The 24,485-nt window shown below is 56.3% G+C and carries 20 protein-coding genes and 1 pseudogene; 13 read left to right on the top strand and 8 right to left on the bottom strand.

The features are described from left to right. Positions 1 to 3: 3 nt before the first annotated feature. The 8 genes and pseudogenes from AC07YV_RS21640 (at position 4) to AC07YV_RS21605 (ending at position 8,160) form a co-directional block, all read left to right on the top strand. Positions 4 to 1,248 carry a glycosyltransferase family 4 protein gene (locus AC07YV_RS21640; protein ID WP_102700298.1) on the top strand — a complete coding sequence of 415 codons (1,245 nt, stop codon included), beginning with the start codon at positions 4 to 6 and terminating at the stop codon, positions 1,246 to 1,248. Continuing rightward, positions 1,245 to 2,102, top strand: coding sequence for a dTDP-4-dehydrorhamnose reductase family protein (locus AC07YV_RS21635; protein ID WP_102700299.1), 858 nt, complete (start codon positions 1,245 to 1,247; stop codon positions 2,100 to 2,102). Before AC07YV_RS21640 ends, AC07YV_RS21635 begins: the two co-directional genes overlap by 4 nt. Positions 2,103 to 2,135: 33 nt before the next feature. Next, positions 2,136 to 3,146 carry a polysaccharide biosynthesis protein gene (locus AC07YV_RS21630; protein ID WP_102700300.1) on the top strand — a complete coding sequence of 337 codons (1,011 nt, stop codon included), beginning with the start codon at positions 2,136 to 2,138 and terminating at the stop codon, positions 3,144 to 3,146. Beyond that, positions 3,139 to 4,266 carry a non-hydrolyzing UDP-N-acetylglucosamine 2-epimerase gene (gene wecB / locus AC07YV_RS21625; protein WP_015093996.1) on the top strand — a complete coding sequence of 376 codons (1,128 nt, stop codon included), beginning with the start codon at positions 3,139 to 3,141 and terminating at the stop codon, positions 4,264 to 4,266. Before AC07YV_RS21630 ends, wecB begins: the two co-directional genes overlap by 8 nt. 136 nt (positions 4,267 to 4,402) lie before the next feature. After that, positions 4,403 to 4,525: pseudogene (locus AC07YV_RS21620) on the top strand (NAD-dependent dehydratase); the annotation flags it as partial. 64 nt (positions 4,526 to 4,589) lie between these two features. Beyond that, a complete protein-coding gene (locus AC07YV_RS21615; RefSeq protein WP_102700301.1) occupies positions 4,590 to 5,615 on the top strand; it encodes an MraY family glycosyltransferase in 1,026 nt (341 codons plus the stop codon). Between the two features lie 103 nt (positions 5,616 to 5,718). Next, complete coding sequence (locus tag AC07YV_RS21610; RefSeq protein ID WP_102700302.1) at positions 5,719 to 7,713, top strand: polysaccharide biosynthesis protein; 1,995 nt, start codon at positions 5,719 to 5,721, stop codon at positions 7,711 to 7,713. 111 nt (positions 7,714 to 7,824) lie between these two features. Then, entirely contained in the window at positions 7,825 to 8,160 is a 336-nt protein-coding gene (locus AC07YV_RS21605; RefSeq protein ID WP_102700303.1) for a ComEA family DNA-binding protein, read from the top strand. 84 nt (positions 8,161 to 8,244) lie between these two features. On the opposite strand, the gene AC07YV_RS21600 is transcribed toward AC07YV_RS21605, so the two are convergent. Beyond that, a complete protein-coding gene (locus AC07YV_RS21600) occupies positions 8,245 to 10,014 on the bottom strand; it encodes a calcium-binding protein (RefSeq protein WP_146025372.1) in 1,770 nt (589 codons plus the stop codon). A gap of 290 nt (positions 10,015 to 10,304) precedes the next feature. Here AC07YV_RS21600 and AC07YV_RS21595 point away from each other — a divergent pair, with 290 nt between their 5' ends. The 3 genes from AC07YV_RS21595 to AC07YV_RS21585 are packed head-to-tail and all read left to right on the top strand — an operon-like array spanning position 10,305 to position 14,789. Beyond that, positions 10,305 to 12,047 carry a type I secretion system permease/ATPase gene (locus tag AC07YV_RS21595; RefSeq protein ID WP_102700346.1) on the top strand — a complete coding sequence of 581 codons (1,743 nt, stop codon included), beginning with the start codon at positions 10,305 to 10,307 and terminating at the stop codon, positions 12,045 to 12,047. A 13-nt stretch (positions 12,048 to 12,060) separates the two neighbouring features. Further along, the gene (locus tag AC07YV_RS21590) at positions 12,061 to 13,383 is read left to right on the top strand and encodes an HlyD family type I secretion periplasmic adaptor subunit (RefSeq protein ID WP_102700305.1); all 1,323 of its coding nucleotides are present in this window, start codon (positions 12,061 to 12,063) and stop codon (positions 13,381 to 13,383) included. A 35-nt stretch (positions 13,384 to 13,418) separates the two neighbouring features. Continuing rightward, the gene (locus tag AC07YV_RS21585) at positions 13,419 to 14,789 is read left to right on the top strand and encodes a TolC family outer membrane protein (RefSeq protein ID WP_494990350.1); all 1,371 of its coding nucleotides are present in this window, start codon (positions 13,419 to 13,421) and stop codon (positions 14,787 to 14,789) included. A 149-nt stretch (positions 14,790 to 14,938) separates the two neighbouring features. Here the strand turns inward: AC07YV_RS21585 and AC07YV_RS21580 are convergent, their stop codons facing one another. Then, positions 14,939 to 16,345 carry a Wzz/FepE/Etk N-terminal domain-containing protein gene (locus AC07YV_RS21580; RefSeq protein ID WP_494990348.1) on the bottom strand — a complete coding sequence of 469 codons (1,407 nt, stop codon included), beginning with the start codon at positions 16,343 to 16,345 and terminating at the stop codon, positions 14,939 to 14,941. Between the two features lie 360 nt (positions 16,346 to 16,705). On the opposite strand from AC07YV_RS21580, the gene AC07YV_RS21575 reads away from it, so the two are divergent. Further along, entirely contained in the window at positions 16,706 to 17,500 is a 795-nt protein-coding gene (locus AC07YV_RS21575) for an SDR family NAD(P)-dependent oxidoreductase (protein WP_102700307.1), read from the top strand. Positions 17,501 to 17,531: 31 nt separating this feature from the next. Next, positions 17,532 to 18,806 carry a beta-ketoacyl-ACP synthase II gene (gene fabF / locus AC07YV_RS21570; RefSeq protein ID WP_102700308.1) on the top strand — a complete coding sequence of 425 codons (1,275 nt, stop codon included), beginning with the start codon at positions 17,532 to 17,534 and terminating at the stop codon, positions 18,804 to 18,806. Here the strand turns inward: fabF and AC07YV_RS21565 are convergent. The 6 genes from AC07YV_RS21565 to rfbB all read right to left on the bottom strand — a co-directional run bounded on the left by AC07YV_RS21565 (position 18,803) and on the right by rfbB (position 24,333). Further along, positions 18,803 to 19,360 carry a TetR/AcrR family transcriptional regulator gene (locus tag AC07YV_RS21565; RefSeq protein WP_102700309.1) on the bottom strand — a complete coding sequence of 186 codons (558 nt, stop codon included), beginning with the start codon at positions 19,358 to 19,360 and terminating at the stop codon, positions 18,803 to 18,805. The genes fabF and AC07YV_RS21565 overlap by 4 nt on opposite strands. A 167-nt stretch (positions 19,361 to 19,527) precedes the next feature. After that, positions 19,528 to 19,695: a DUF2897 family protein gene (locus AC07YV_RS21560; protein WP_007973599.1), complete on the bottom strand. Its 168-nt coding sequence runs from the start codon at positions 19,693 to 19,695 to the stop codon at positions 19,528 to 19,530. Between the two features lie 142 nt (positions 19,696 to 19,837). Continuing rightward, positions 19,838 to 21,202, bottom strand: a complete 1,365-nt coding sequence (gene eat / locus AC07YV_RS21555) for an ethanolamine permease (protein ID WP_102700310.1) — start codon at positions 21,200 to 21,202, stop codon at positions 19,838 to 19,840. Positions 21,203 to 21,462: 260 nt separating this feature from the next. Continuing rightward, positions 21,463 to 22,332, bottom strand: coding sequence for a dTDP-4-dehydrorhamnose reductase (rfbD, locus tag AC07YV_RS21550; protein WP_102700311.1), 870 nt, complete (start codon positions 22,330 to 22,332; stop codon positions 21,463 to 21,465). A 46-nt stretch (positions 22,333 to 22,378) separates the two neighbouring features. Further along, a complete protein-coding gene (rfbA, locus tag AC07YV_RS21545; protein ID WP_102700312.1) occupies positions 22,379 to 23,254 on the bottom strand; it encodes a glucose-1-phosphate thymidylyltransferase RfbA in 876 nt (291 codons plus the stop codon). Beyond that, a complete protein-coding gene (gene rfbB, locus AC07YV_RS21540; protein ID WP_102700313.1) occupies positions 23,251 to 24,333 on the bottom strand; it encodes a dTDP-glucose 4,6-dehydratase in 1,083 nt (360 codons plus the stop codon). The genes rfbA and rfbB overlap by 4 nt, the downstream gene beginning before the upstream one ends. Positions 24,334 to 24,485: the final 152 nt, after the last annotated feature.

Raw genomic sequence — 24,485 nt, 5'->3', positions numbered from 1 at the left:
TAGATGAAAATTCTTGTGGTGTCGCAATATTTTTGGCCGGAATTTTTTATTATTAATGATCTGGTCAGGAATTTGACTGCTCAGGGGCACGTCGTAAAGGTTCTCACCGGGAAACCAAACTATCCGGAGGGAGTTGTATTCGACGGTTACAGTGCTTCTGGATACCAGGAAGAAATCTACGAATCTTCGGTCAAGATCTGTCGCGCACCGCTCAGGCCTCGTGGTTCATCGGGCGCAAAAAACCTGCTGTTGAATTATTTATCTTTCGTCGTGAATGGGCTGAGATACTACCCGCGTGCAGTCAAAGGCGAAAATTTCGATGCGATCTTTGTATTTGCAATGTCTCCCATTACGGCGGCCATCCCTGCCATTTATCTGAAGTGGAAGCTCAAGAGCCATCTGACTATATGGGTTCAAGATCTGTGGCCAGAGAGCCTGAGCGCAACGGGATTCATCAAGAACAAAACAGCGCTGCGTCTAGCGGGCTGGATGGTGAGAGGCATTTACGCGTTCGCCGATACGCTTCTGGTTCAGTCGCGAGCATTTCGTGAGCCGGTTTCCCGCTATGCTGACCCGGGTAAAATTGTGTATTACCCCAACTCCTATCAGGACGTGCCTCCAAGTACTGAGCAAACCCGGATTCCCGCGCCCTTGCTTGCAGAGCTCGAGAATAACTTCTGCCTCGTTTTCGCCGGAAACCTCGGGACAGCCCAATCGGTTGAAACCCTCGTCGAGGTGGCGGACAAGCTTCGCGGTTTATCCGGCCTTAAAATTGTTCTGGTCGGCAGCGGCAGCATGTTGAGCTGGATCGAAAGTCAGAAGCAATCACGAGCATTGGACAACCTCATCCTTGCCGGACGTTTCCCGGCGAGCGAAATGCCACATTTTTTCAGCCGGGCAGCGGGTTTGTTAGTGACGTTGAAGCAGAATGAGGCGTTCTCCTATACCATCCCCAGTAAGGTTCAGGCTTACCTGGCAGCAGGGCGGCCCATCATTGCTGCACTGGATGGCGAGGGCGCTCGCATCGTTCAGGAGGCTGGGGCTGGTCTGACGTGTCCGGCGCAGGACGCCGAAGGTATGGCGAACAGCATTGAACAACTTTTCCACATGACTCTGGAACAACGGGAATCGTTGGGGCAGTCAGGGCGAGCGTACTACCTCGAGCATTTCGAAATGGAGCGGCAAAGCCAGCGCCTGGTCGAGCTTCTCCACAGCAGGATTAACGAATTGAAAGGCAGGTCAAAATGAAGGTTCTTGTGTTAGGGGTCACCGGAATGCTGGGTAGCACGGTGTTCAGGCAATTCCACGGAATCCCGCACCTTGAGGTGTGGGGCACATTGCGCAACCCGAATGGCGCCAGATACTTTTCTGAAGACACCCACGCTTCGTTGATCAGTAATGTTGACGTGCTTGACCATGATTCCCTGGTTTCGGTACTGGCACGGGTCAAGCCGGATGTCGTCATCAACTGCGTTGGGTTGATCAAGCAGCTGGCTGATGCCAAGGATCCTCTGTCGGCTCTGCCGATCAATGCGATGTTACCGCACCGCATTGCCAAGCTGTGCGCTCTGTCCGGGGCACGCCTGATTCACATCAGCACCGATTGCGTGTTCTCCGGTCGCAAGGGTTCGTACACCGAAGAGGATATCTCCGACGCGGAAGATCTCTACGGTAAGTCGAAGTATATTGGCGAGCTACATGCTGAATCGAATGCGATCACCCTGCGGACCTCCATCATTGGCCACGAATTGGGAAGCCAGTATTCGCTGGTGGACTGGTTTCTTTCCCAGAATGGCGCCGTTAAAGGCTATGAAAAGGCCATTTTTTCGGGGTTGCCTACTGCGGAACTGGCACGTGTCATTCGCGACTACGTAATACCGAATCCGGAGCTTCATGGCCTTTACCATGTATCGGTGGCTCCGATTGACAAGTTGTCTCTTCTGAAACTGGTAGCGGAAGTTTACGAAAAGGAAATCGATATCATCGCGGACAGTCAACTTTCTATAGATCGCTCACTGGACTCCTCGAAGTTTCAGGCTGCAACCGGTTACGTTCCACCTTCATGGTTGGAATTGGTTAAATCGATGCGCGCGTTGCGTTGATCATTAAATTCAATCAGGTTTGGGAAGGTCGTTATGTTTGATAATAAGGTTTTGATGATCACGGGCGGTACGGGCTCGTTTGGCCATACGGTGTTGAAGCGTTTTCTGGATACCGACGTAAAAGAGATTCGCGTATTCAGCCGTGACGAGAAAAAGCAGGAAGACATGCGCATTGCTTTGTCCAATGACAAAGTGAAGTTCTACATCGGTGACGTACGTGATCGCGATAGCCTTGATCAGGCCATGGTGGGTGTGGATTACATTTTCCACGCCGCGGCCCTGAAGCAGGTACCTTCCTGCGAGTTTTACCCGATGGAAGCCGTGCGTACCAACGTCATGGGTACCGAAAACGTTTTGAATGCGGCCATTGCTTCGGGTGTGCAACGTGTCGTTGTACTGAGTACCGACAAGGCTGTCTATCCGATTAATGCCATGGGTATTTCCAAGGCCATGGCTGAGAAGCTGATGGTTGCCAAGTCGCGGATGATCCCGGCTAAAGGCCCGGTGATCTGCGCAACCCGCTACGGTAATGTCATGGCTTCGCGAGGTTCGGTGATCCCGTTGTTCATCAACCAGCTGCAGAGCGGCGAGTCGCTGACTGTTACCGACCCGAACATGACACGCTTCCTGATGTCGCTCGAGGATTCTGTCGATCTGGTTCTGCACGCATTCGAACACGCCGAGCAAGGTGATATTTTCGTCCAGAAAGCACCTGCCTCGACAGTGGCGGACCTGGCGCAAGCGCTCAAGGAGCTCTTTGCTCGCGACAATACCGTCAAGGTCATTGGCACCCGTCATGGCGAAAAACTTTACGAGTCGCTGATCTCTCGCGAAGAAATGGCCAAAGCCCAAGACATGGGGCGTTACTACCGCATTCCTTCGGACAATCGTGACCTGAACTACAAGAAGTTCTTTGTTGAAGGCGAGCAGGAAATTTCCGATCTGGACGATTACACCTCGCACAATACTGAGCGTCTGGATGTTGAAGGCGTGAAGAAACTTCTTTTGAACCTGGAATACATTCAGGAGCAACTTAATGCTTAAGGTCATGACGCTGGTTGGTACGCGACCAGAACTTATCAAGATGAGCCGCGTCATTGCCGAGCTTGATAAGCAGGTTAATCATGTGTTGGTTCACTCAGGTCAAAACTATGACTTCGAATTGAATCAGGTTTTTTTCGATGATCTCGAAATTCGCAAGCCTGATTACTTCCTGGGTGCTGCGGGCGATACTGCTGCCAAGACCATCGCCGAAGTCATTTCCAAGGCGGATGAAGTATTTGAGGCCGAAAAGCCTGATGCACTTCTGCTCTACGGCGATACCAATACCTGTCTGGCCGTCATTGCCGCCAAGCGCCGCAAGATTCCGGTGTTCCATATGGAAGCCGGCAACCGCTGTTTTGACCAGCGCGTCCCTGAAGAGTTGAACCGCAAGGTGCTCGATCACCTCAGCGACATCAATATGGTCCTGACCGAGCATGCCCGGCGTTACCTGATCGCTGAAGGCATTCGTCCAGAAACCATCATCAAGACCGGCTCGCATATGGAGGAGGTGCTCGACTACTACATGCCGAAAATCCTCACTTCCGACGTGCTGGCGCGAGAAGGCCTGGAGCAGGACAAGTTCTTCATCATCAGTGCTCATCGTGAGGAAAACGTCGATACGCCGGAAAACCTTCGCGACTTGCTCAAAACGCTGCGCGCCCTGGCCGACAAATACCAGTACCCTATTATCGTTTCCACGCATCCTCGTACGCGCAAACGTCTGGAAGCGATAGGCGAATCGCTGGACCACCCCCTGATTCGCTTCTCGAAGCCATTTGGTCTGCTCGACTACATCAAGTTGCAGATGTCGGCGTTCTGCGTGCTGTCCGATAGCGGCACCATCACCGAAGAAGCCTCTCTTCTGAATCTGCCCGCCATTACCATTCGTAATGCGCACGAGCGTCCGGAAGGGATGGATGAGGGCACTCTCATCATGAGCGGCCTGAAAGTGGAGGGCGTTCTGGATGCCGTGCGTGTGGTAACCAGCCAACATGATCGTAGTCAGCGCGTTATCCCGGTCGTCAGGGATTACCAGGCAGGTCCTGTATCGAAGCAGGTCGTTCGGGTCGTGCTAAGTTATACCGACTACATCAATCGTACTGTCTGGTCCAAATCCTGAGCGTCGTCCAGGTTTGAAAAGTGCGTGTTTTATTGACTGGTGCTACGGGTTTCATAGATCGCGCGGTATTGGGTCGTTTTGCGGCCTCTGACGATCTGGAACCGGTGGCAGCTATTCGTGGGCACGCCTTGCCTGACTGTGCGGTTCGTTGCACGTCGATATAAGCAAGACTCGAGAATTGCTGGGCTGGACTCCTCCGATCAGCGTCGATGAGGCGCTTGTCTCGGCTGCTAACTACTACAAGGAAAGGCAGCGCTAAGCTGGCTTATGACAGTGCTGGTTCAATTGCAGAATTGATTGTGGCAGTTTCAGGAAGTTGACCTTTGAACACGATATGGTTGTTGGCGTTGGTGGTGGGTGTTTCATTCTTGGGCACCGGTGCATTGCGCAAATACGCGCTGGCACGCAGCTTGATTGATATTCCTAATGCACGTAGCTCACATTCGGTCCCGACCCCCCGGGGTGGTGGTGTGGCTATTGTCCTGAGCTTTCTGATCGCCTTGCCAGTCCTGGCCTGGACAGATGCGGTCGCCTGGCCGATGGCGTTGGCACTGCTTGGGGCCGGCGGCTGGATCGCGATCATCGGGTTTCTCGACGATCATGGGCATATTGCCGCGCGTTGGCGGCTGCTTGCGCATTTCGCGGGTGCCATCTGGGCATTGATCTGGATTGGCGGGATGGCGCCGATCAACCTGTTCGGCTACGAGTTCAGTCTCGGCTGGTTCGGATATGTCATCGGTGCGTTCTATCTGGTCTGGATGCTCAACCTCTACAACTTCATGGATGGCATTGATGGCCTGGCCAGCGTCGAGGCGATTTGTGCCTGTGTCGGTGCTTGCCTGGTCTACTGGATCGCAGGCCAAACCAGCCTTGCGATTGCTCCGCTGGTGCTGGCGATGGCCGTATCGGGTTTCCTGGCCTGGAATTTCCCGCCAGCGAAGATTTTCATGGGCGATGCCGGCAGTGGTTTTCTGGGCATCGTGCTGGCGGTGATGTCGCTCTATGCCGCATGGACGAATCCACTGTTTCTCTGGGCCTGGCTCATTTTGTTGGGCGTCTTTATTGTTGATGCCACCTTTACCCTCATTCGTCGGCTGTTGCGTGGGGATAAGGTTTATGAGGCCCATCGCAGCCATGGATACCAGTATGCTTCGCGACAATATGGCAGCCATCGGGCGGTCACGCTGACAATTGCTGCGATCAATTTGTTGTGGTTAGTGCCAGTGGCTATATTGGTCGTCATGCAATATATCGATGGCGTGGCAGGCGTGGTCCTGGCCTACGTGCCTCTGGTGTTGCTGGCTTTCAAGTTTCACGCGGGCGAGTTGGAAATCGCTGGCAAGGCGTGATGAACGCATTGGTTTTTGAGTATTGCTTTGTCGGTAAGTGAGTTACCGAAAGCTGCAGTTGCTGTATCAATGCTAGGAGCTTCGACAGGTGTTTAGAGGGGTTATGGATAAGATTCGGGCAAAGTTGTTAAGTCTGCCAAGACGACATAAACGCATTCTGCAGGTCCTGACTGATATTTCGCTGGTCTGGTGTGCCCTGTGGATGGCGTTTGTCGTGCGACTTGGGCTGGACGAGCTGGTCAACCCGTTCACTCAGCATGTCTGGCTTTTTGTCAGTGCACCTGTCATCGCCATTCCTCTTTTCGTTCGCTTTGGCATGTACCGTGCGGTCATGCGCTACTTTGGAAATGACGCGCTCATTGCCATTATCAAGGCGGTGACACTATCGTCCCTGATACTTGGCGTCGTGGTGTACTGGTACAGCAATCATCAAAACGTCGTTCCGCGCTCGATCATTTTCAACTACTGGTGGTTGAGCCTGATCATGATCGGCGGTCTGCGCCTGGCCATGCGTCAGTACTTTATGGGCGACTGGTTCAGCGCCGCCCAGCACGTCCCGTTCACCAGCCGGGATGACGGTCTGCCGAAAGTGGCGATCTACGGCGCGGGAGCGGCGGGTAATCAACTTGTTGCAGCCTTGCGGATGGGGCGCGTCATGCGGCCTGTTGCCTTTATCGATGACGATAGCGGAATCGCTGACCGGGTGATTTCCGGATTGCAGGTGTACAAGCCCAAGCACATCCAGCAGATGATCGATAACACCGGTGCCCAGGAAATTCTCCTCGCAATTCCGTCGTCAAACCGTGGACGCCGTCGCGAGATTCTCGGGTTTCTCGAAGGCTTTCCGCTGCACGTTCGAAGCGTCCCGGGTTTCATGGATCTGGCCAGCGGCCGGGTCAAGGTCGACGATATCCAGGAAGTAGATATTGCCGACCTGCTGGGGCGCGACGCCGTCCCGGCCCAGGCTGATTTACTTGAGCATTGCATCACGGGGCAGTCCGTGTTGGTCACGGGCGCCGGGGGCTCCATTGGCTCCGAGCTTTGCCGGCAAATTCTGGCGCTGCGCCCGACAACGCTTCTTCTGTTTGAACACAGCGAGTTCAACCTTTATTCCATTCTTTCCGAGCTGGAGCAGCGGGTCGCTCGAGAGTCGCTGTCGATCCGTCTCCTGCCGATTCTCGGATCGGTTCGCAACCCCGACAAGTTGCTGGATGTCATGAAAACCTGGCGAGTAGACACGGTGTATCACGCCGCCGCCTACAAGCATGTGCCCATGGTCGAACACAACATTGCCGAAGGTGTGCTCAATAATGTGATCGGCACGCTTAACACGGCCCAGGCCGCGCTCCAGGCAGGAGTGGCCAACTTTGTCCTGATTTCGACCGACAAGGCCGTACGACCTACCAATGTCATGGGCAGCACCAAGCGCCTTGCTGAGTTGACGCTGCAAGCGTTGAGTCGCGAGTTGGCTCCGGTGTTGTTCGGTGATACGAGCAATGTTTCACGCGTGAACAAAACGCGCTTCACGATGGTGCGGTTTGGTAACGTTCTGGGGTCGTCAGGTTCGGTCATTCCGTTGTTCCACAAGCAGATCAAGTCGGGCGGTCCGCTGACGGTCACGCATCCGAAGATCACTCGATACTTCATGACCATCCCGGAAGCGGCGCAGTTGGTGATTCAGGCGGGTTCCATGGGGCAGGGCGGTGATGTATTTGTCCTCGACATGGGGGAGCCCGTGAAGATTGTCGAGCTGGCCGAGAAGATGATCCATTTGTCCGGACTGAGTGTGCGCTCGGAAAAGAACCTGCATGGCGACATCGCTATCGAGTTCACCGGGCTGCGTCCGGGTGAGAAGCTTTACGAAGAGTTGCTGATTGGTGACAACGTGGCGGCCACTCAGCACCCGATGATCATGACGGCCAACGAGGATCATCTGTCCTGGGATGTGCTGAAGGTCAAGCTGATCGAATTGCTTGCCGCAGTGGATCAGGACGACTATGCGCGCGTCCGTCAATTGTTGCGCGACACCGTCAGCGGCTATACCCCGGACGGTGAGATTGTCGACTGGATCTACCAGCAGCGCCGCCTGGAACCCTGATTGTTTCATATCCAGTAACGTACACATTTTTGACAGCTCGATGTCATGGCCTAAGTTTGGAGAGCAGCTTCGGAAAGCTGCTTTCTCAAACGACGGCATGGAGCTTCACTAATGCGTACAAGCAGTTTCCATTCTCTGGTTTTCGCCCTTCTCGCCAGTACCTCTCTTACGGCAATCGCCGCACCTGTCAACGCACCTGAGGTCATGAAAGCGCCGTTGGTGCAGGATGTCGCCGCCAAGGCGCAATCCGGCAAAGTCGATCTCAATAGTGCTGATGCACCTACGCTGCAACGGGAGTTGATTGGAGTGGGCGAGGCCAAAGCCAAAGCGATTGTTGCTTATCGTGAAAGTAACGGTGCGTTTGCGTCCGTTGACGAGTTGCTGGAAGTGACGGGCATCGGCAAAGCGATTCTGGACCGAAACCGCGACAGGATCGAAGTGAACTGAGGTGATATAGAAACGACAAAGGCCGATCATTGATCGGCCTTTTTCTTTGGAAAAACTAATGCCCGATGGGCTGATCACCCGAACTCAGGCAAACAACATGTCGGCATTGTTCAGCAAGGTCGTCTGGCCAAGTAGCGTGATATTGCCACCGTGAGCGCCATCGCCGGCGGTGTCGAAAGTCACAACCAGCCCGTTGTCTTGCAGCGTTTGCGTCACAGCCTTGGTAGAAGCCGTCCAGCCGTAGATATACAGGGTGTCTTCACCTTGTTTGAAGTCCTGGATAATGTCTGAGCCCGAGCCCGCGGTGAATGTGAAGAAGTCGTGACCGTTTCCGCCGATCAACAGGTCGTTACCGGTACCGCCGACGATGAAGTCGCTTCCGTTACCTCCAATCACTACGTCGTTGCCATCGTGACCGTTCAGCGAGCAATTTGCATCCGAACGAGACTGGATGACGTCATTGCCGCTGTTTACGCCGCTGACACTGCCAGCCAGTATGGCGCCTGAGGTACCGGTGTAGAGGATCTTGTCTGCCGAGCTGCCGCCGAAGATTTGTTCGGCGTACCCGTAACCAGGATTGCTAGCGACAGAAATGGTGGTGAAGTCTTTGAGCGGGTCAGCGTTGAAAATAAAAGTAGCATCGCTGGCGGTGAGCAGAGTCGTACGGCCTTCGAGCAACATCCCTCCATCAAAACGTACATCGCCATCGATGTCATAACGAAGATAGACACCGTCATCGGTTATTGTCTGATCGACCCGCAAGTTGAAATCACTTTGCGAAATTTGTGTGCGGCCTGTACCGCCGGCACCGCTGACGCCGAGGAAAACGAGTTGATCTGCTCCTACGCCGAAACTATCGACGACGTCGTTGAAGCCGTCGCCCTTGGAAAACGCGTACTGGTCTGCACCGGCTCCGCCGGACATGTAGTCATCACCTGTACCGCCGACCAGGAGATCCGCTCGCTGTCCGCCAATCAGGACGTCATTGCCTGCATTGCCATAAAGTTGACCAGCGGAAAAATGTAGGGCAAGCGTGTCATTACCCTCTCCTCCGATCAGATTGGCGAACACCGGGCTGATCGAACTGCCGTCATATGAAATGAAGTCCGCGCCCGCGGTCCCTGTGATCGTGGCTCGTGAGTTTTCGGTGGTTGCGTTGCTATCGGTAAAGTGCGTGACGGTTGGATTGCCCGGAGCGGCTACTACCGTATAGTCAAAAACTCCACCAAGTGAGTTGGCAATGCTGGCCAGCAAGGTGTCGCTCAGACTGTCGCTACTGGTATAGAGCTTATGCTCCGTAGTGATTACTTGCGCTGCATAGAGATTGGCCAGGCGCAAACCTTCTGCACCGGTGTCCGACCATCCGGATACACTGGCATTATGAGGAATGAAATTTTCAATATCGTCTGCGTTCATCATGTCTTTGACACCGACACGCTCGCCCGTGCGAACGTCGGTGTAATAGACGTTATAGTCCGCGTCCTGGATTTCCCACTTGTTGGTTGTGGTATTGAAAATTTCAAGGTACGTATGTCCCTGGAAGAATCCCTGGGAGTCTGAGTACGTCCAGATGGTGCGTTTTTGCAGGCCAAGCTCCGCACAGAGGCCGCTGAATACGTTAACCATGTTGCCGCACAGAAGTTCTGCGCGTTCGGCAGTCGGGTCGCCTGTGACGGTTTTATAAATTTGCTCGGCGCTATAGTAAGGGTCATTGCCGTGGAGTGCCCACCAGGCGCCATCCGAGTGAGTTGTATTGTTGGACAGTAGTTCGCGGGCGACATCCTGGAGCAGCATGCCCGTTGCAGCTGCTTCTTGTCGGACGATATTGGCGAGTAAAGAAAAATAGTTGGTCAAAATTGACTCCGCAATGATTGGGTGGCCGCTCCCTATATCCGTATTGCTCTATAAACGGCGTTGCAGGCCAATAATTTCACATATATTACAGTCATTTGGCCGCTGCGTTAAATAACCCATACTGACTATAGCGGAATTATGACACTTCAGAGCGGCACGACTAGCGCTGCTCGTCGACTACATCGCAAAGCCAGGATGGTGGCGATTTCATTCTGCAAACGTTACTCAGGTGATACACTCGCGCGCCCCGCAATCCCCGATCAACACGCCAGGTTGTCAGTTCCGAGATGATACGCAGTACACCCGAAAACAGCTTGCAGGAAGCCCTGAGGGCCTGCAGGAGCAGTTTCATGTCGGTGGGTTTTTTCAGCCTGTTCATCAACGCACTGATGTTGGTCCCGACCTTCTACATGCTTCAGGTCTACGGGCGGGTCGTCACGGGCGGCAGCCTGACGACATTGGCCATGTTGACCCTTATTCTGACCTTCCTGCTGGTGACGATGGGCCTGCTGGAGTGGGTGCGCTCGCGGATCATGGTTCGTGTCAGCACCAGGCTCGACGTGTTGCTGGGCCGGGATGTCTACAGGGCCAGTTTCAAACGGGCCCTGGACAGCGGTGGCCAGGACGCGTCGGCGCAGCCGCTCAGCGATCTGACCGGGCTGCGCCAATTCATGTCCGGGAATGGCCTGTTCGCGTTTTTTGATGCGCCGTGGCTGCCGATCTATGTCGCGGTGCTGTTCCTGTTTCATCCCTGGTTTGGCTGGACGGCGATCGGTTGTGCGGTGATCTTGCTGGCGCTGGCCATTATCAATGAGCAATCCACGGGCAAGGTTCTGGCAGCGGCCAATAAAGAGAGCATTGGTTCGACGCTGCAAACCAACAAGAATTTGCGCAATGCCGAAGTGATCGAATCCATGGGCATGCTTGACTCCCTCATGTCGCGCTGGAGTCTGCGGCACAAGAGAGTGCTGCTGCTGCAATCCCGAGCCAGCGATCGCAGCGGGATCATCACGTCGATATCCAAGACTTTCCGTCTGCTTGTTCAATCACTGATTCTCGGCCTCGGCGCTTATCTGGCGGTTAGCCATGAGATCAACGCCGGGCTGGTAATCGCAGGTTCAGTGCTGTTGGGTCGAGCGCTGGCCCCTCTGGACTTGATGATCGGCAGTTGGAAAGGATTCATCGCCGCCCGCTCACAATACGCACGCCTGAACAGCATTCTCGACCAGCAAAAAGCCGAACCCGAGCGTATGCAATTGCCCGCTCCAATCGGTCATGTGACGGTGGAGAACCTTACCCTGGGTGCTCCCGGAGCAAAGACCCCGATCATCAAAGGCATCGGTTTCAACGCACCGGCAGGCGCAATGATCGGTGTCGTCGGGCCAAGCGCCTCGGGCAAGTCGACGCTTGCCAAGGCCTTGGTGGGCGTATGGAAGCCACAGCATGGCGTCGTCCGTCTGGATACTGCCGATATTGCCAATTGGGACAAAAGCCAATTGGGACCGCACCTCGGGTATTTGCCGCAAGACATTGAATTGTTCGAAGGCACTATCAGCGACAACATCGCGCGTTTTGGTGTCGTGGATCCGGATAAAGTCGTGCTGGCGGCCAGGACCGCGAGTGTCCACGAAATGATTCTGATGCTGCCTGATGGCTACGATACGGTCATCGGCGAGGGCGGCATCAATCTGTCGGGTGGGCAACGGCAACGTATCGGGTTGGCCCGGGCAATCTATGGCAGCCCGCGGCTTATCGTGCTGGATGAGCCGAACGCTCACCTGGACGAGGTTGGTGAGCGAGCGCTGGCGTTGGCGCTGCAACAGATAAAACTCACCGGGGCAACGGTTTTCGTGATCGCCCACCGGACCTCGATTCTGGCCCAGCTTGACCGCTTGCTGGTGATGAACGCCGGCACGATCAGTTTGTACGGCCCACGGGATCAGGTCCTCGCGCAACTCAACGCGAATCAATTGGCCGCCCAGCAAAAGCCTGGCGCACGGGCAGGCACAGAAGTCGCTTCGACCGAAGTTTGACAGGAAGTTATCGATGAACCGCACGCTCACTACTCCTGCCGATACTTTCGCAGATCTGCCCATGTCCGACAGATCCGTACGCCGTAAAGGATTTCTCATTGTATTGGTGACGTTCGGCCTGTTCGGCGGATGGGCGGCGTTTGCTCCGCTGGACGGCGCGGCTTACGCGCCGGGTGTCGTCACCGTGCAAACCTATCGCAAGACGGTGCAGCATCTGGAGGGCGGCATCGTCAAGGATCTGCTTGCCCATGATGGCGATGTCGTGAAAAAAGGCGACCCGATCATCGTGCTCGATGACGCTCAACTGCGCTCCGAATACGAAATGACCCGCAGCCAGTTGATTGCTGCCAGGACAATGGAGGCGCGCCTGCTCGCCGAGCGGGATGACCTGCCGGCGATCGCATTCCCGAAGGACCTCATTTCCGATAATCAGCGAGGTGCCGAGGCGCGTTACGGCGAGACTCAGGTGTTCAACGCAAGGCGTAGCTCGCGACTTGGACAAATCTCGGTCCTGCAAGAGCGTATTGGTCAGTTGAATCAGCAAATCAAGGGAACCGACACCATGATCGGTACCAAGACCAGCTTGCAGGAATCCTATAGCGGCGAAATTGCCGAATTGAAAGAATTGCTGGCCCAGGGTTTTGTCGACAAACAGCGCATGCTCGAACAGGCACGCAAGCTGGACTTGCTCAAGTCTGAAGTGGCGGATCACCGCTCGACCAACATCAAGACCAGGTTGCAGATCAACGAAACCCAGTTGCAGATCCTGCAGATCGACAAGGACTTCAGCGCCGACGTTACCAGGCAGTTGGCAGAGACCCAGACCAAGGCCTATGACTTGCAGGAAAAAGCCTCGGCGCTGGAGGATCGCCTGAGCAGGGTGGTTATCCGCGCTCCGGATGACGGGATGGTGATCGGCATGACGGTTCACACCATCGGTGGCGTTGTGCGACCCGCGACGCCCTTGCTGGATATCGTTCCATCGGTTTCCGATCTGGTGGTCGAAGCGCAGGTCTCGCCCAATGACATCGACCGAATCGCTGTCGGCAAGTTGGCGGACATTCGCTTCAATGCCTTCAACACGGCCACGACGCCTGTCATCGAAGGTCGAGTGACCAGTGTTTCCGGCGACCGCCTGATCAACGAGAAAACCAGTGCGCCGTATTACCTGGCCCGGATCAGCGTGACTCGGGAAGGGGCGCGCAAACTGGGTGATCGCAAGCTGTTGGCGGGCATGCCGGCAGACGTATTGATCAGCACCGGAGAGCGCACCATGCTGCAGTACTTGATGCAGCCGGCACGTAACGTTATCGCCCAGTCGATGATCGAGGAGTGATCGTGCGTCTGTTTCCCTGCCTGGTGATGGGTTCGATGGCATTGCCTGTCCACGCCGCCGAAGCGCCCGTCGCCCGGTCCTCTATCACGACACCGCCAACGGCTTCGGTCAGTAAACAGAACTACTCGGTTGACTTGATGCAGTTGTACCGCGAGTCACGCCTGGAAGACCCTCGGGTGATCGCTTCTTACTCCAAGGCGCAATCCGGGGTCGAACAGCAAAACCAGGCATTTGGCAGTCTGTTGCCTTCGGTGACGGCTAACGCCGGATTCAACCGGATCAAACAGAACAACATTCAGATCGACGAGGCCTACGACAGCCGCAATTATTCGGTGGGGTTGACCCAGCCTTTGTATAACAAGGCTGCCTGGGAAAACTACCAGCACTTCAAAAGCCTGGCAAAGCAGGCGGACTCCGAATCAAAGGAGGCTCAGGCCGAAGCCACGGTGGATCTTGCGCAGCGTTACTTCGCTGCATTGGCTGCCGATGATGAACTTGAACTGGTGCAGGCCGAGCGCAGGGCTACCCAGAAAAACCTCGACCGGGTCAGTGCGCTCTACAGCAAACAAATGGCAATGGTTACCGATTTGCTGGATCTCCAGGCTCGAGTCGATTCGCTGGCCGCCCAGGAAGTCGAAGCACGTAACCAGTCCAGTCTGAGCCGGGTTGCGTTGTCGGAGATTATCGGACGGCCGGTCAAAGAGAAGCTCAGCCGTGTGCGTAATGACGTCGAATTGAAGGTGTCCGCCGAAAGCCTGGAGAGTTGGGTGAATTTGGCGATCGCCGACAATCCGGCGATCAAGGCCAGTGAAAATGCGCAGGAGGCTGCCGAGGCTGCCCTGCGCGCCGGTAAGGGCGGGCACTATCCCACGGTCAATCTGAACCTGAGCGCACAACAGACCAACGAGGGTTACAACAATTCGTTGGCGCCGCAGACCGATAGCTATGTCGCGGGTGTGGGGGTACAGATTCCGATCTATAGCGGTGGTGCGACGTCCGCGCGGGTCAGGCAGTTGTATCAGGATCAGCTCACCGCAGAACAGCAATTGGTGGCGACACGTCGTCAGGTGGTCAAGGAAACGACTAACGCGTATTTGACTGCAGACTCAAGCGTGGAAAAGATTCATGCCAATCGCAATGCACTGGCTTCGGCCGAGCAGTCGCGCATCGCGGCAGAAAAGGCATTCGCCTATGGCGTGGTCAATGCCGTGGATGTATTGACTGCGGTGCAGAACGAGTTCACGGCACGTCGCGATCTGCTCAAGACTCAGTACGACTTTATAACCAACCTTTTTATCCTGAATCGCTGGGCCGGAAAGTTGTCGGAAGAAAGTGTCGAGAACGTCAATGTCTGGTTGAGTGGGAATGATCAAGCGACCACTTCACCAGAGACACTGCGCGAATAAGTTGTCGCCTGTTAACCGCTCTTGGCGTATCGCGTTGGACAAGATAGGGCGTCGAAAAAACGATGTTGGTTTTTACGACGATAAAGGCGGGTATTAAAGCAATGGTTCAAGTCAGACTGCGCCTGCAGAGCAAGCGCAGTCCTCGACAATCAACGACGAGATGAATGCATTGAAAGCAGGGCACGACGCAGAATGGCGACACCCACGCCGAGTATGAGTCCGAAGACCAGGCCAAATCCGACGATCAGGGCTTTCTTCGGTTTTATAGGCGCTTGAGGTGCTGTCGCATCTTTATCAACTTGTACCAGATTGAATTGATCGAAGTTTACACTCAGCTGTTTCAAGTGAGTCAACTCTCCGCGAATGTCTGCGAAGTCCTTGAGAAACAGCTCAGGATTATCCCGCTCTTTGAGAAGTGCCGCTTCGCGGTTTGTAGCCAGCAGGCTGAGTTCTTTTTGAATCTCATCAATACGCGGCTCGGTGAAGTCATCGGAATTACGAGTTACCAGGGTGGCGCGTTCTGCTTCCAGTGCCGCCTGTCCCAGGAAGTACAGCGGTATTTTCTGATTGTTGACTTCAGTGCGGATCATGTTGCCCTGATGTGCCTGCTCTCCATCTCCCAGCGCCGAGGGCGTGGTGGGTTTTACAATGCCGAGTTTCTTGGCGATGACGATGGCTTCATCAAGTTCTTTGATACGGTTTTGTCTGCGGCTTTGCAGTTGTTGACGCAGTGCTTTGAGTTCGTCTTGAAGTGTTTGCTTTTTTAACTTGTCTTTTTCCAGCAAGTGGGCGATTTTTGAATCTCTTTCCGCCTCATAGACCGATTTTTTTGACTCCAGCTTCTTTTCCACGTTGTCGATACGGTTGGCAACGAGTGTTTTCAAGTTTGCGGCAGCTTTTTCTTTCTCGGTTTTGACGACGTAGTCGGTAAAGGCTTTCAAGATGCCTACGCCATCTACACCCTGAGGATACCTGAGACTAAGGCCAACGGCTTCGGTAAGGCTGGAGCTCTTTCTAGGGTCGATTTTTTCAAGAGAAAATGCTTTTTCGTTGAATTTTTCAAATGCTTCTTCAATGGATTGCCCTGGTGCTTGCAAGGGTGCAAGGAACTGCGGGTTGGCCTGGAAGAATTTCAGACGGACATCATAAGATTGCATAGATGAGCCAACGTTATTCAACGCATCATTTGGCAGGATTTTGTAAAGTCCGGACTCGTTCAACTCGTCCAGGTCTGCCATTGGAACAGGTCGAACAGTCGTTTCGACTTCATATTCCGGAGTTGCCAATAGAGCATAAGCAATGGCGGCGGTAACAGTCAGTGCAGTAAACAGTAAAACAATCGGCCGTTGGCTCCAGAGGCTACCAATAAGCTCCTTTACTTCAGCAACTTCATGTCGGGGAGTATCAATTGTATTTACTGGAATATTCATCGCACGCTCTGAAAGTTTGGACAGACGCTCCAAAAATGTTTCTGGAAAGTTATCGTCATCCAGGTTGAAAAATTTACATCTGGTTAAATTTTTTTGGATTTTCCTGCATTTGTTACCAAACAGCAAGGGTGAGAAACACTCGCAATTACGAGCCCAGGGCTGATCTGGCCTCGCTTGATAGCTTCAAGGACTGGTTCAACCCATGCGCCCCCTGTCCCCTCGGTACCCTTAATCCGCTTTGTTCCTCCCTCACCATTTATCGGTTAGCCCGCCATACCATTCATTCCATCGCATAGGCCCGGCGCGGTTTCATGTTCATTCAGGGTCTACTCTCATTCTGGCAGGGTCACCGACGAGAGCCGAGCGTTTCTCGAGAATTAAAATTACGACTATCATATTGCCTTTGGATTATGACTATAATAAATACCGCTTGCGCCGGCGTGCCCTGGTGTCAGGCGTCCCTTAGCATCCTTCAGGAGCACCGTCATGAATTCAGTTCAATCCCAAGGTACGGCCCTTGTCACCGGTGCTTCGTCCGGCATCGGGGCGGTTTACGCCGAGCGGTTGGCGGCCCGTGGTTTTGATTTATTGCTGGTGGCGCGCGACGAGCAGCGACTGGAGGCGGCCGCGAGCAAACTGCGCTCGGACCATGGGATCAAGGTTGAAGTGCTGAAGGCGGACCTGACTCAAAAAGCAGACGTGCTGCAACTCGAACAGCGGTTACGCAGCGATTCGAGTATCAGTCTGTTGCTCAATAACGCCGGTGTGGCGGCGGACGGGCTTTTGGCCAATGCCGATCTCGACCAACTGGAGCGAATGATTCAGTTGAATATCACCGCTGTCACGCGATTGGCCGCGGCGGCTGCAGCCGGTTTTACCAAGGCCGGGCGCGGCACAATCATCAATATTGCGTCGGTGGTGGCCTTGTTTCCAGAGCGTTTCAACGCGACCTACAGCGCCAGCAAGGCCTACGTATTGAGCCTGACTCAATCGTTGAACGCCGAACTGGACGGCACCGGGGTGAAGATCCAGGCGGTGCTGCCCGGTGTGACCCGAACCGAGATCTGGGAGCGCTCCGGCATCGATGCGTCACAAATTCCTGCGGACATGGTGATGGAGGCGGGTGAGATGGTCGATGCTGCATTGTCAGGTCTGGATCAGGGTGAATTGATCACCATTCCTTCATTGCCCGATGCGGCGGATTGGAATGCGTTCGTGGCGGCGCGTCTTGTGATGGCGCCTAACCTGTCCAAAAGCAAGGCTGCTGCCCGTTATCGGTAAGTGGCATCAACCAGATCGAGGTGTGAGCGGTATGAGTGATCGTCGTGTGGTTGTAACAGGCATGGGCCTGGTGTCGCCGCTGGGAAGCGGTGTCGAAGTGGTCTGGGAGCGGCTGCTGGCCGGCCGTTCGGGGTTGCGCAATCTGCCGGATGCGGTGGTTGCCGATCTGCCGGCCACGGTCGGCGGTGCGGTGCCGACGCTGGCTGATGATCCCCAGGCGGGTTTCGATCCGGACCGGGCGACCCCACCCAAGGAGCAGAAGAAGATGGACCGCTTCATTCTGTTCGCCATGGAAGCCGCGCGTCAGGCGCTGGAGCAAGCCGGGTGGCAGGCGCTGGATGCCAATGCCCAGGAGCGCACGGCTACCATCATCGGTTCAGGTGTGGGCGGTTTCGGTGCGATTGCCGACGCGGTGCGTACCACCGATAGCCGTGGTCCGAGGCGTTTGTCTCCATTCACTATTCCTTCATTTCTGGTCAACCTCGCGGCCGGTCATGTGTCGATCCAGCATGGCTTCAAGGGGCCATTGGGCGCGCCGGTCACGGCATGCGCCGCCGGGGTTCAGGCGATTGGCGACGCGGCGCGAATGATTCGTGCGGGTGAGGCGGATATCGCGGTGTGCGGCGGTGCGGAAGCGGCGATCGATCGGGTCAGCCTTGCCGGGTTCGCGGCTGCTCGCGCCTTGTCCAGCGCTTACAACGACACGCCTGAGCGAGCTTCACGACCTTTCGACAGTGGTCGCGATGGCTTTGTCATGGGTGAAGGGGCCGGGCTGCTGGTCATCGAGTCTCTGGACCATGCACTGGCCCGGGGCGCCCAACCCCTGGCGGAGCTGGTCGGCTACGGCACCAGCGCCGATGCCTATCACCTGACCGCCGGTCCCGAGGACGGCAGCGGTGCGCGGCGAGCGATGTCGTTGGCATTGGCACAGGCCGGTGTTTCACCGGCTCAGGTCCAGCATCTGAATGCTCATGCAACCTCGACTCCGGTGGGGGATCTGGGGGAGCTGGCGGCGATCAAGGCGTTGTTCGGGGCGCAAAACGGCATTGCCGTGACATCGACCAAGTCGGCGACCGGGCATTTGCTCGGTGCAGCGGGTGGACTCGAAGCGATCTTTACGCTGCTGGCGATCCGCGATCAGGTCGTGCCCGCGACCCTCAATTTCGAAAACCCGGACCCTGCCGCTGAGGGCGTGGACATTGTTCATGGCAGCGCACGGCCGATGGCCATCGAATATGCGTTGTCCAACGGCTTCGGATTTGGCGGGGTCAATGCCAGTGTGCTGTTCAAGCGTTGGCAGGGTTAATCCTGCGGGTGTTTGAGGTGTTCGCGTGCGACGTCGAGAATCCGTTGGGCAAACCCGGCGTCGGCCACGCTGCGCGATAACAGCAAGGCGCCGACCAGCGTCGACATGATGACGATGCTACGGTCGGCGGTGCGCTCTCCGTCAAGGGTATGCCGGATCTGGTCGAGTCGCGCCTGGAGCACGACGTCGCTGGTCGGACTCGGTTGGCCACGCAGTCCCAGTTCGGAAGAAATGGTCGGCAGCGGGCAACCCTCGTGAGGTGAGGTTTGATGCCATTCGGAAAGGTAAGCGTCGATGAAGGCTTCGAGAGGATGCTCCTCGGCGAAGATTTGCGCGCACAATTCGTCGACTTGTGCGCCAGCCTCTTGCAAGGCTTTCTCTACCAGTTCGTCTTTGGACTTGAAGTGCGAGTAAAAGCCACCGTGAGTCAGGCCCAGTGCTTTCATCAGGGGCTGCAGCCCGGTCGCGCCGATACCGTCGCGTCGAAATCGCGCTGAAGCTTCCTTGATTATGCGTTGGTGGGTCTGGGCTTTATGGTCCTGCGAGTAACGCATCTGATATCTCCGCATCAATGCGGCCCATATTAACCAATGAAAATTGCATGGTGACTGTACTTCTACTTCTAAAAAGCATGCAGATGCTTCGATATGGGTACAAAGCGGCATGATTTCAGGGGAGGCCACGCAAAAACAAACCCCGCCGTCCAAGGCGGGGTTTTCATTCAGCGGTCCTGCGCTTCCTTGGCGTCCATTTCCGCATTGCGTTCGGCGACGCGCTTACGTTGCTCTTCGGTCAGTTCGACTTTGTGGGCGGTGTCGCGCAGCATCATCAGACCACCAACGATCGAGCCAATGGCAACGACCAGAATCAACCAGGCATACCAGGGCATAGGACTCTCCTTGAAAAGCAGGCGGGTCGACGAGGGTTCGCCAACCGATCGCGTATAGCACTTTGAGTGACGGGGTTTCGTCGCAGTTCCATCGCTATCACCCCCATTCTATGCCTGTTGTTCAAGGTTCACCCGAACGCATTCAATGTCCGGTCAGCATCGCGTCCGCCGGTGCGTCGGCGCGCAATTGCGCGGTGAGCGTGAAGTACACGAAACCTGCGGCCATGAAGCCCAGGAAGATCAGGCCGATCAAGGTGTTGAACCAGGCCATCGCCACCAGGCACACCACCGCCAGCAAAAGGGCAATGAACGGCACCAGCGGGTAGCACGGGGCGTGGAAGGTGCGCTCCAGGTTTGGTTCGGTTTTGCGCAGTTTGAACAGGCTGAGCATGCTCATGATGTACATGACGATGGCGCCGAACACCGCCATGGTGATCATCGCCGCCGTCAGCGTCATGCCGCCGAGGTTGATCAAACCGTCGCTGTAGATCGCCGCGATGCCGATCACGCCGCCGGCGATGATCGCCCGGTGCGGCGTCTGGAAGCGCGACAATCTGGCCAGGGACGCCGGCAGGTAGCCGGCGCGGGCGAGGGCGAAGAACTGGCGTGAATAGCCAAGGATGATGCCGTGGAAACTCGCCACCAGGCCGAACAGGCCGATCCACACCAGCATGTGCAGCCAGCCCGAGCTTTCGCCGACCACGGTTTTCATCGCCTGGGGCAGCGGGTCGTTGATGTTCGACAGGGTGCGCCAGTCGCCGACGCCACCGGCGAAGAACATCACGCCCATCGCCAGCAGCACCAAAGTCAAAATACCGCTGATGTAGGCCTTGGGAATGGTGCGTTTCGGGTCCCTGGCTTCTTCGGCGGCCATGGCGGCGCCTTCGATGGCCAGGAAGAACCAGATGGCAAAGGGGATCGCCGCGAACATGCCGGCGATCGCCGGAGCGCCGAACACGTCGCTGCCGGCCCAGCCATTGAGGGCGAAGTTGCTGAAGCTGAACGCCGGCGCGACCACGCCCATGAACACCAGCAATTCAGCGACTGCCAACACGCAGACCACCAGCTCGAAGGTCGCCGCCAGTTTCACGCCGAGGATGTTGAGACCCATGAACAGGATGTAGGCACCGACTGCCGCGTGTTTCGGGTCCAGGGCTGGAAACTGGACATTGAGATAGGCGCCGATGGCCAGGGCAATCGCCGGTGGGGCGAAGACGAATTCGATCAATGTCGCCAGGCCGGCGATCAATCCGCCTTTTTCCCCAAACGCGCGACGGCTGTAGGCAAAGGGGCCTCCAGCATGAGGAATGGCGGTGGTCAGCTCGGTGAAACTGAAGATGAAGCAGGTGTACATCGTGGCGACCATGAAAGAGGTCACCAGAAAGCCCAAGGTCCCGGCCACGCCCCAGCCATAACTCCAGCCGAAATATTCCCCGGAAATCACCAGCCCGACGGCAATACCCCACAGATGCAACGTGCCCAGCGTGGGTTTGAGTTGTGTGTTCATGCGCTTGCTCCCTGAGTGGTTTGGAACGCTCGGGGGGAGGCCGGTGCAGTGGGCGTGCCATTTCGCCAGGGTGCGTCGTAATGGGCTGAAAGGCGTCGTATCGGAGATGTTCGCGACTGATTGTGCGAATTTTGTGCGTCAGTCGGGGGCGTCGTTGCTGCAAATGCCGCTTTCGCGAGCAAGCCCGCCTGTCTGCTACACGACGCCGCTGCGATGCGGGTACGTCGTATTTCAAGTCAGGTGCGGGCTGCCGTTGATGTTCAGGTCTGTTCGGCCAGGCACTCTCGCAGCGCCGTCTGCCAGTCAGGTTGACTGACGCCCCAATCGCGTTGCAAGCGACTGCAATCCAGACGCGAGTTGAGCGGCCGGGCAGCAGGCGTCGGGTAGTCGCTGGACGGGATCGGTAACAGGGTGGCGCAGGGCTTGCCCTGTTGTCGCAATGCTTCGCCGATTGCCTGGGCGAAGCCGAACCAGGAGGTCTCACCTTGAGCGCTAAGGTGATAAGTGCCCCAGTTGGCCACCTCGTTCGCCCGCCAGCGCTCAATCAGTGCAAGGGTGCTGTTGGCGATTGTGCCGGCCCAGGTAGGGGCTCCGATTTGATCGGCGACTACGCGTAATTCCGGTTTCTCTTGCAGCAAGCGCTGCATCGTCAGCAGAAAGTTGCGGCCATGGGTTGAATAGACCCAACTGGTACGCAGGATCAGGTGTCTGCCTTGCACGTCCTTGATGGCCTGTTCACCGGCCAGCTTGCTCTTGCCGTATACCCCGAGCGGATTGGGTGTGTCGTCCTCGTTGTAGGGGCCGGCTTTCAACCCGTCGAAAACATAGTCCGTGGAGTAATGTATCAACGGAATGTCCAGAGCCAGCGCCTCTTCGGCGAGGATGCCGGGAGCGATTGCGTTGATGGCAAAGGCTGCTTGCGGCTCGCTTTCTGCCAGGTCAACCGCGGTATGGGCCGCCGCGTTGATGATCAGGTCGGGCCTGACGTTTTGCACCTGGCGGCGAATCTGATCGGGTTGCGCGAGATCGAGCTGATCGCGACCCAATACGATCAGTTCGCCGACAGCCCCCAGCCGCCGTTGCAGCTCATGCGAGACCTGGCCGTTGCGGCCATTGATGAGTACTTTCATGGCTGCAGCCCAGTCTCCTCACGAGGCAAATCGGGCTCACACAGGTTCATTGCTCATCCCCTGCCAGTTTGGCCAGGTACTGGCCATAACCCGTCTTGCCAAAGTACCGGGCGCGCTCCAGCAGCTGTTCGCGGTCGATCCAGCCATTTTCATAGGCTATTTCTTCGAGGCAGGCGACTTTGAGGCCTTGGCGGTGTTCGATGGTCTGCACGTATTGAGAGGCTTCGAGCAAGCTGTCGTGGGTGCCGGTGTCGAGCCAGGCGAAACCTCGGCCAAAACGCTCGACCTGCAGGTCGCCGCGTTGCAGATAGGCGTTGTTGACGTCGGTGATTTCCAGCTCGCCGCGAGGTGAAGGTTTCACCGCCTTGGCAATCTCGATCACGTCATTGTCATAGAAATACAGTCCGGTAACGGCATAGCTGGATTTCGGCTTTTTCGGTTTTTCCTCGATCGACAGCGCACGGCCATCGCTGTCGAAGTCGATGACACCGAAGCGCTCGGGGTCCTTGACCCAGTAACCGAACACGGTGGCGCCGGAGCAGCGTTGTGCCGCGTTCTGCAACTGTTCGCCAAAGTGCTGACCGTGGAAGATATTGTCGCCCAGGATCAGGCACACAGGGTCATCGCCGATGAACTCCTCGCCAATCAGGAAAGCCTGGGCCAGACCGTCCGGTGAAGGCTGCTCGGCAAAGCTGAAGTTCACCCCGAACTGGCTGCCGTCACCCAGCAGATTGCGATACTGCGGCAGATCCTGCGGGGTGGAGATCAGCAGGATATCCTTGATGCCGGCCAGCATCAGCACCGAGATCGGATAGTAGATCATGGGCTTGTCGTAGACCGGCAACAGCTGCTTCGACACGCCGAGCGTAATCGGGTGCAGGCGCGTGCCCGAGCCACCCGCCAAAACGATGCCTTTCATCATGCGAGCAGCTCCTTGGGATTGATGGCGCCAAGGCGTTCACCTTGATAGCTGCCGTCCTGGACACGGCGGCACCACTCCAGGTTATCCAGGTACCATTGAACGGTTTTGCGCAGGCCGGTTTCGAAGGTCTCTTCGGGCACCCAGCCCAGTTCGCGTTCAATCTTGCCGGCATCGATTGCGTAGCGTAAGTCATGTCCAGGGCGGTCCTGGACGAACGTGATCAGGTCGGCGTAATGCGCAACGCCCTCAGGCTTGTGCGGTGCCAGTTCTTCGAGCAGGGCGCAGATGCCGCGCACCACGTCGATGTTCTTTTGTTCGTTGTGCCCGCCGATGTTGTAGGTCTCGCCGACGGTGCCGGTGGTCACCACCTTGAGCAGTGCCCGGGCGTGATCTTCGACGAACAGCCAGTCGCGCACTTGCAGGCCATTGCCATACACCGGCAGCGGCTTGCCGGCCAGAGCATTGAGGATGACCAGCGGAATGAGTTTCTCGGGGAAGTGGAAAGGCCCGTAATTGTTCGAGCAATTGGTCAGCAGCACCGGCAAGCCATAGGTTCGCTGCCAGGCGCGGACCAGATGGTCGGACGCGGCCTTGCTGGCGGAGTAGGGCGAGCTGGGGGCGTAGGGCGTCGTTTCTGTAAACAGGTCGTCGACACCGTGCAGGTCGCCGTAAACCTCGTCAGTGGAGATGTGATGGAAGCGGAACGCGCTTTTCTCAGGCTCCGGGAGGGCTTGCCAATAGGCACGGGTGGCTTCGAGCAGGCTGTAGGTGCCGACGATGTTGGTCTGGATGAATTCAGATGGCCCGTCGATGGAACGATCGACGTGGGACTCCGCTGCCAGATGCATGATCGAGTGAGGCTGGAAACGGGCCAGCACTGCACTGACGGTGGCCTGGTCAACGATATCGGCCTGAACGAACTCGTAGCGCGTGTCGTTGGCGATGCTGGTCAGCGATTCGAGATTGCCGGCATACGTCAGTTTGTCCAGGTTGAGCACTTCATGCCCGGTGTGTTGAATCAGCTCGCGAACAAGGGCCGAGCCGATGAAGCCGGCTCCGCCGGTAATGAGGATACGCACGTTGGGCCAGCCTTTTTCAGTAATGCGAATGGCGGTAGCTTGCAGGCGCGAGCGGGGAGGTGCAAGAGTTCTTGATCCATTTGGTTGCGTCGCGCCAATCAGGTTCGATTATCCATGAGTTGCCGCCGTCACTCACCACCCTTGCGCACAAT

Source organism: Pseudomonas sp. GW456-E7 (genome assembly GCF_059424105.1).
This window is presented reverse-complemented; position numbering and strand designations above follow the sequence as displayed.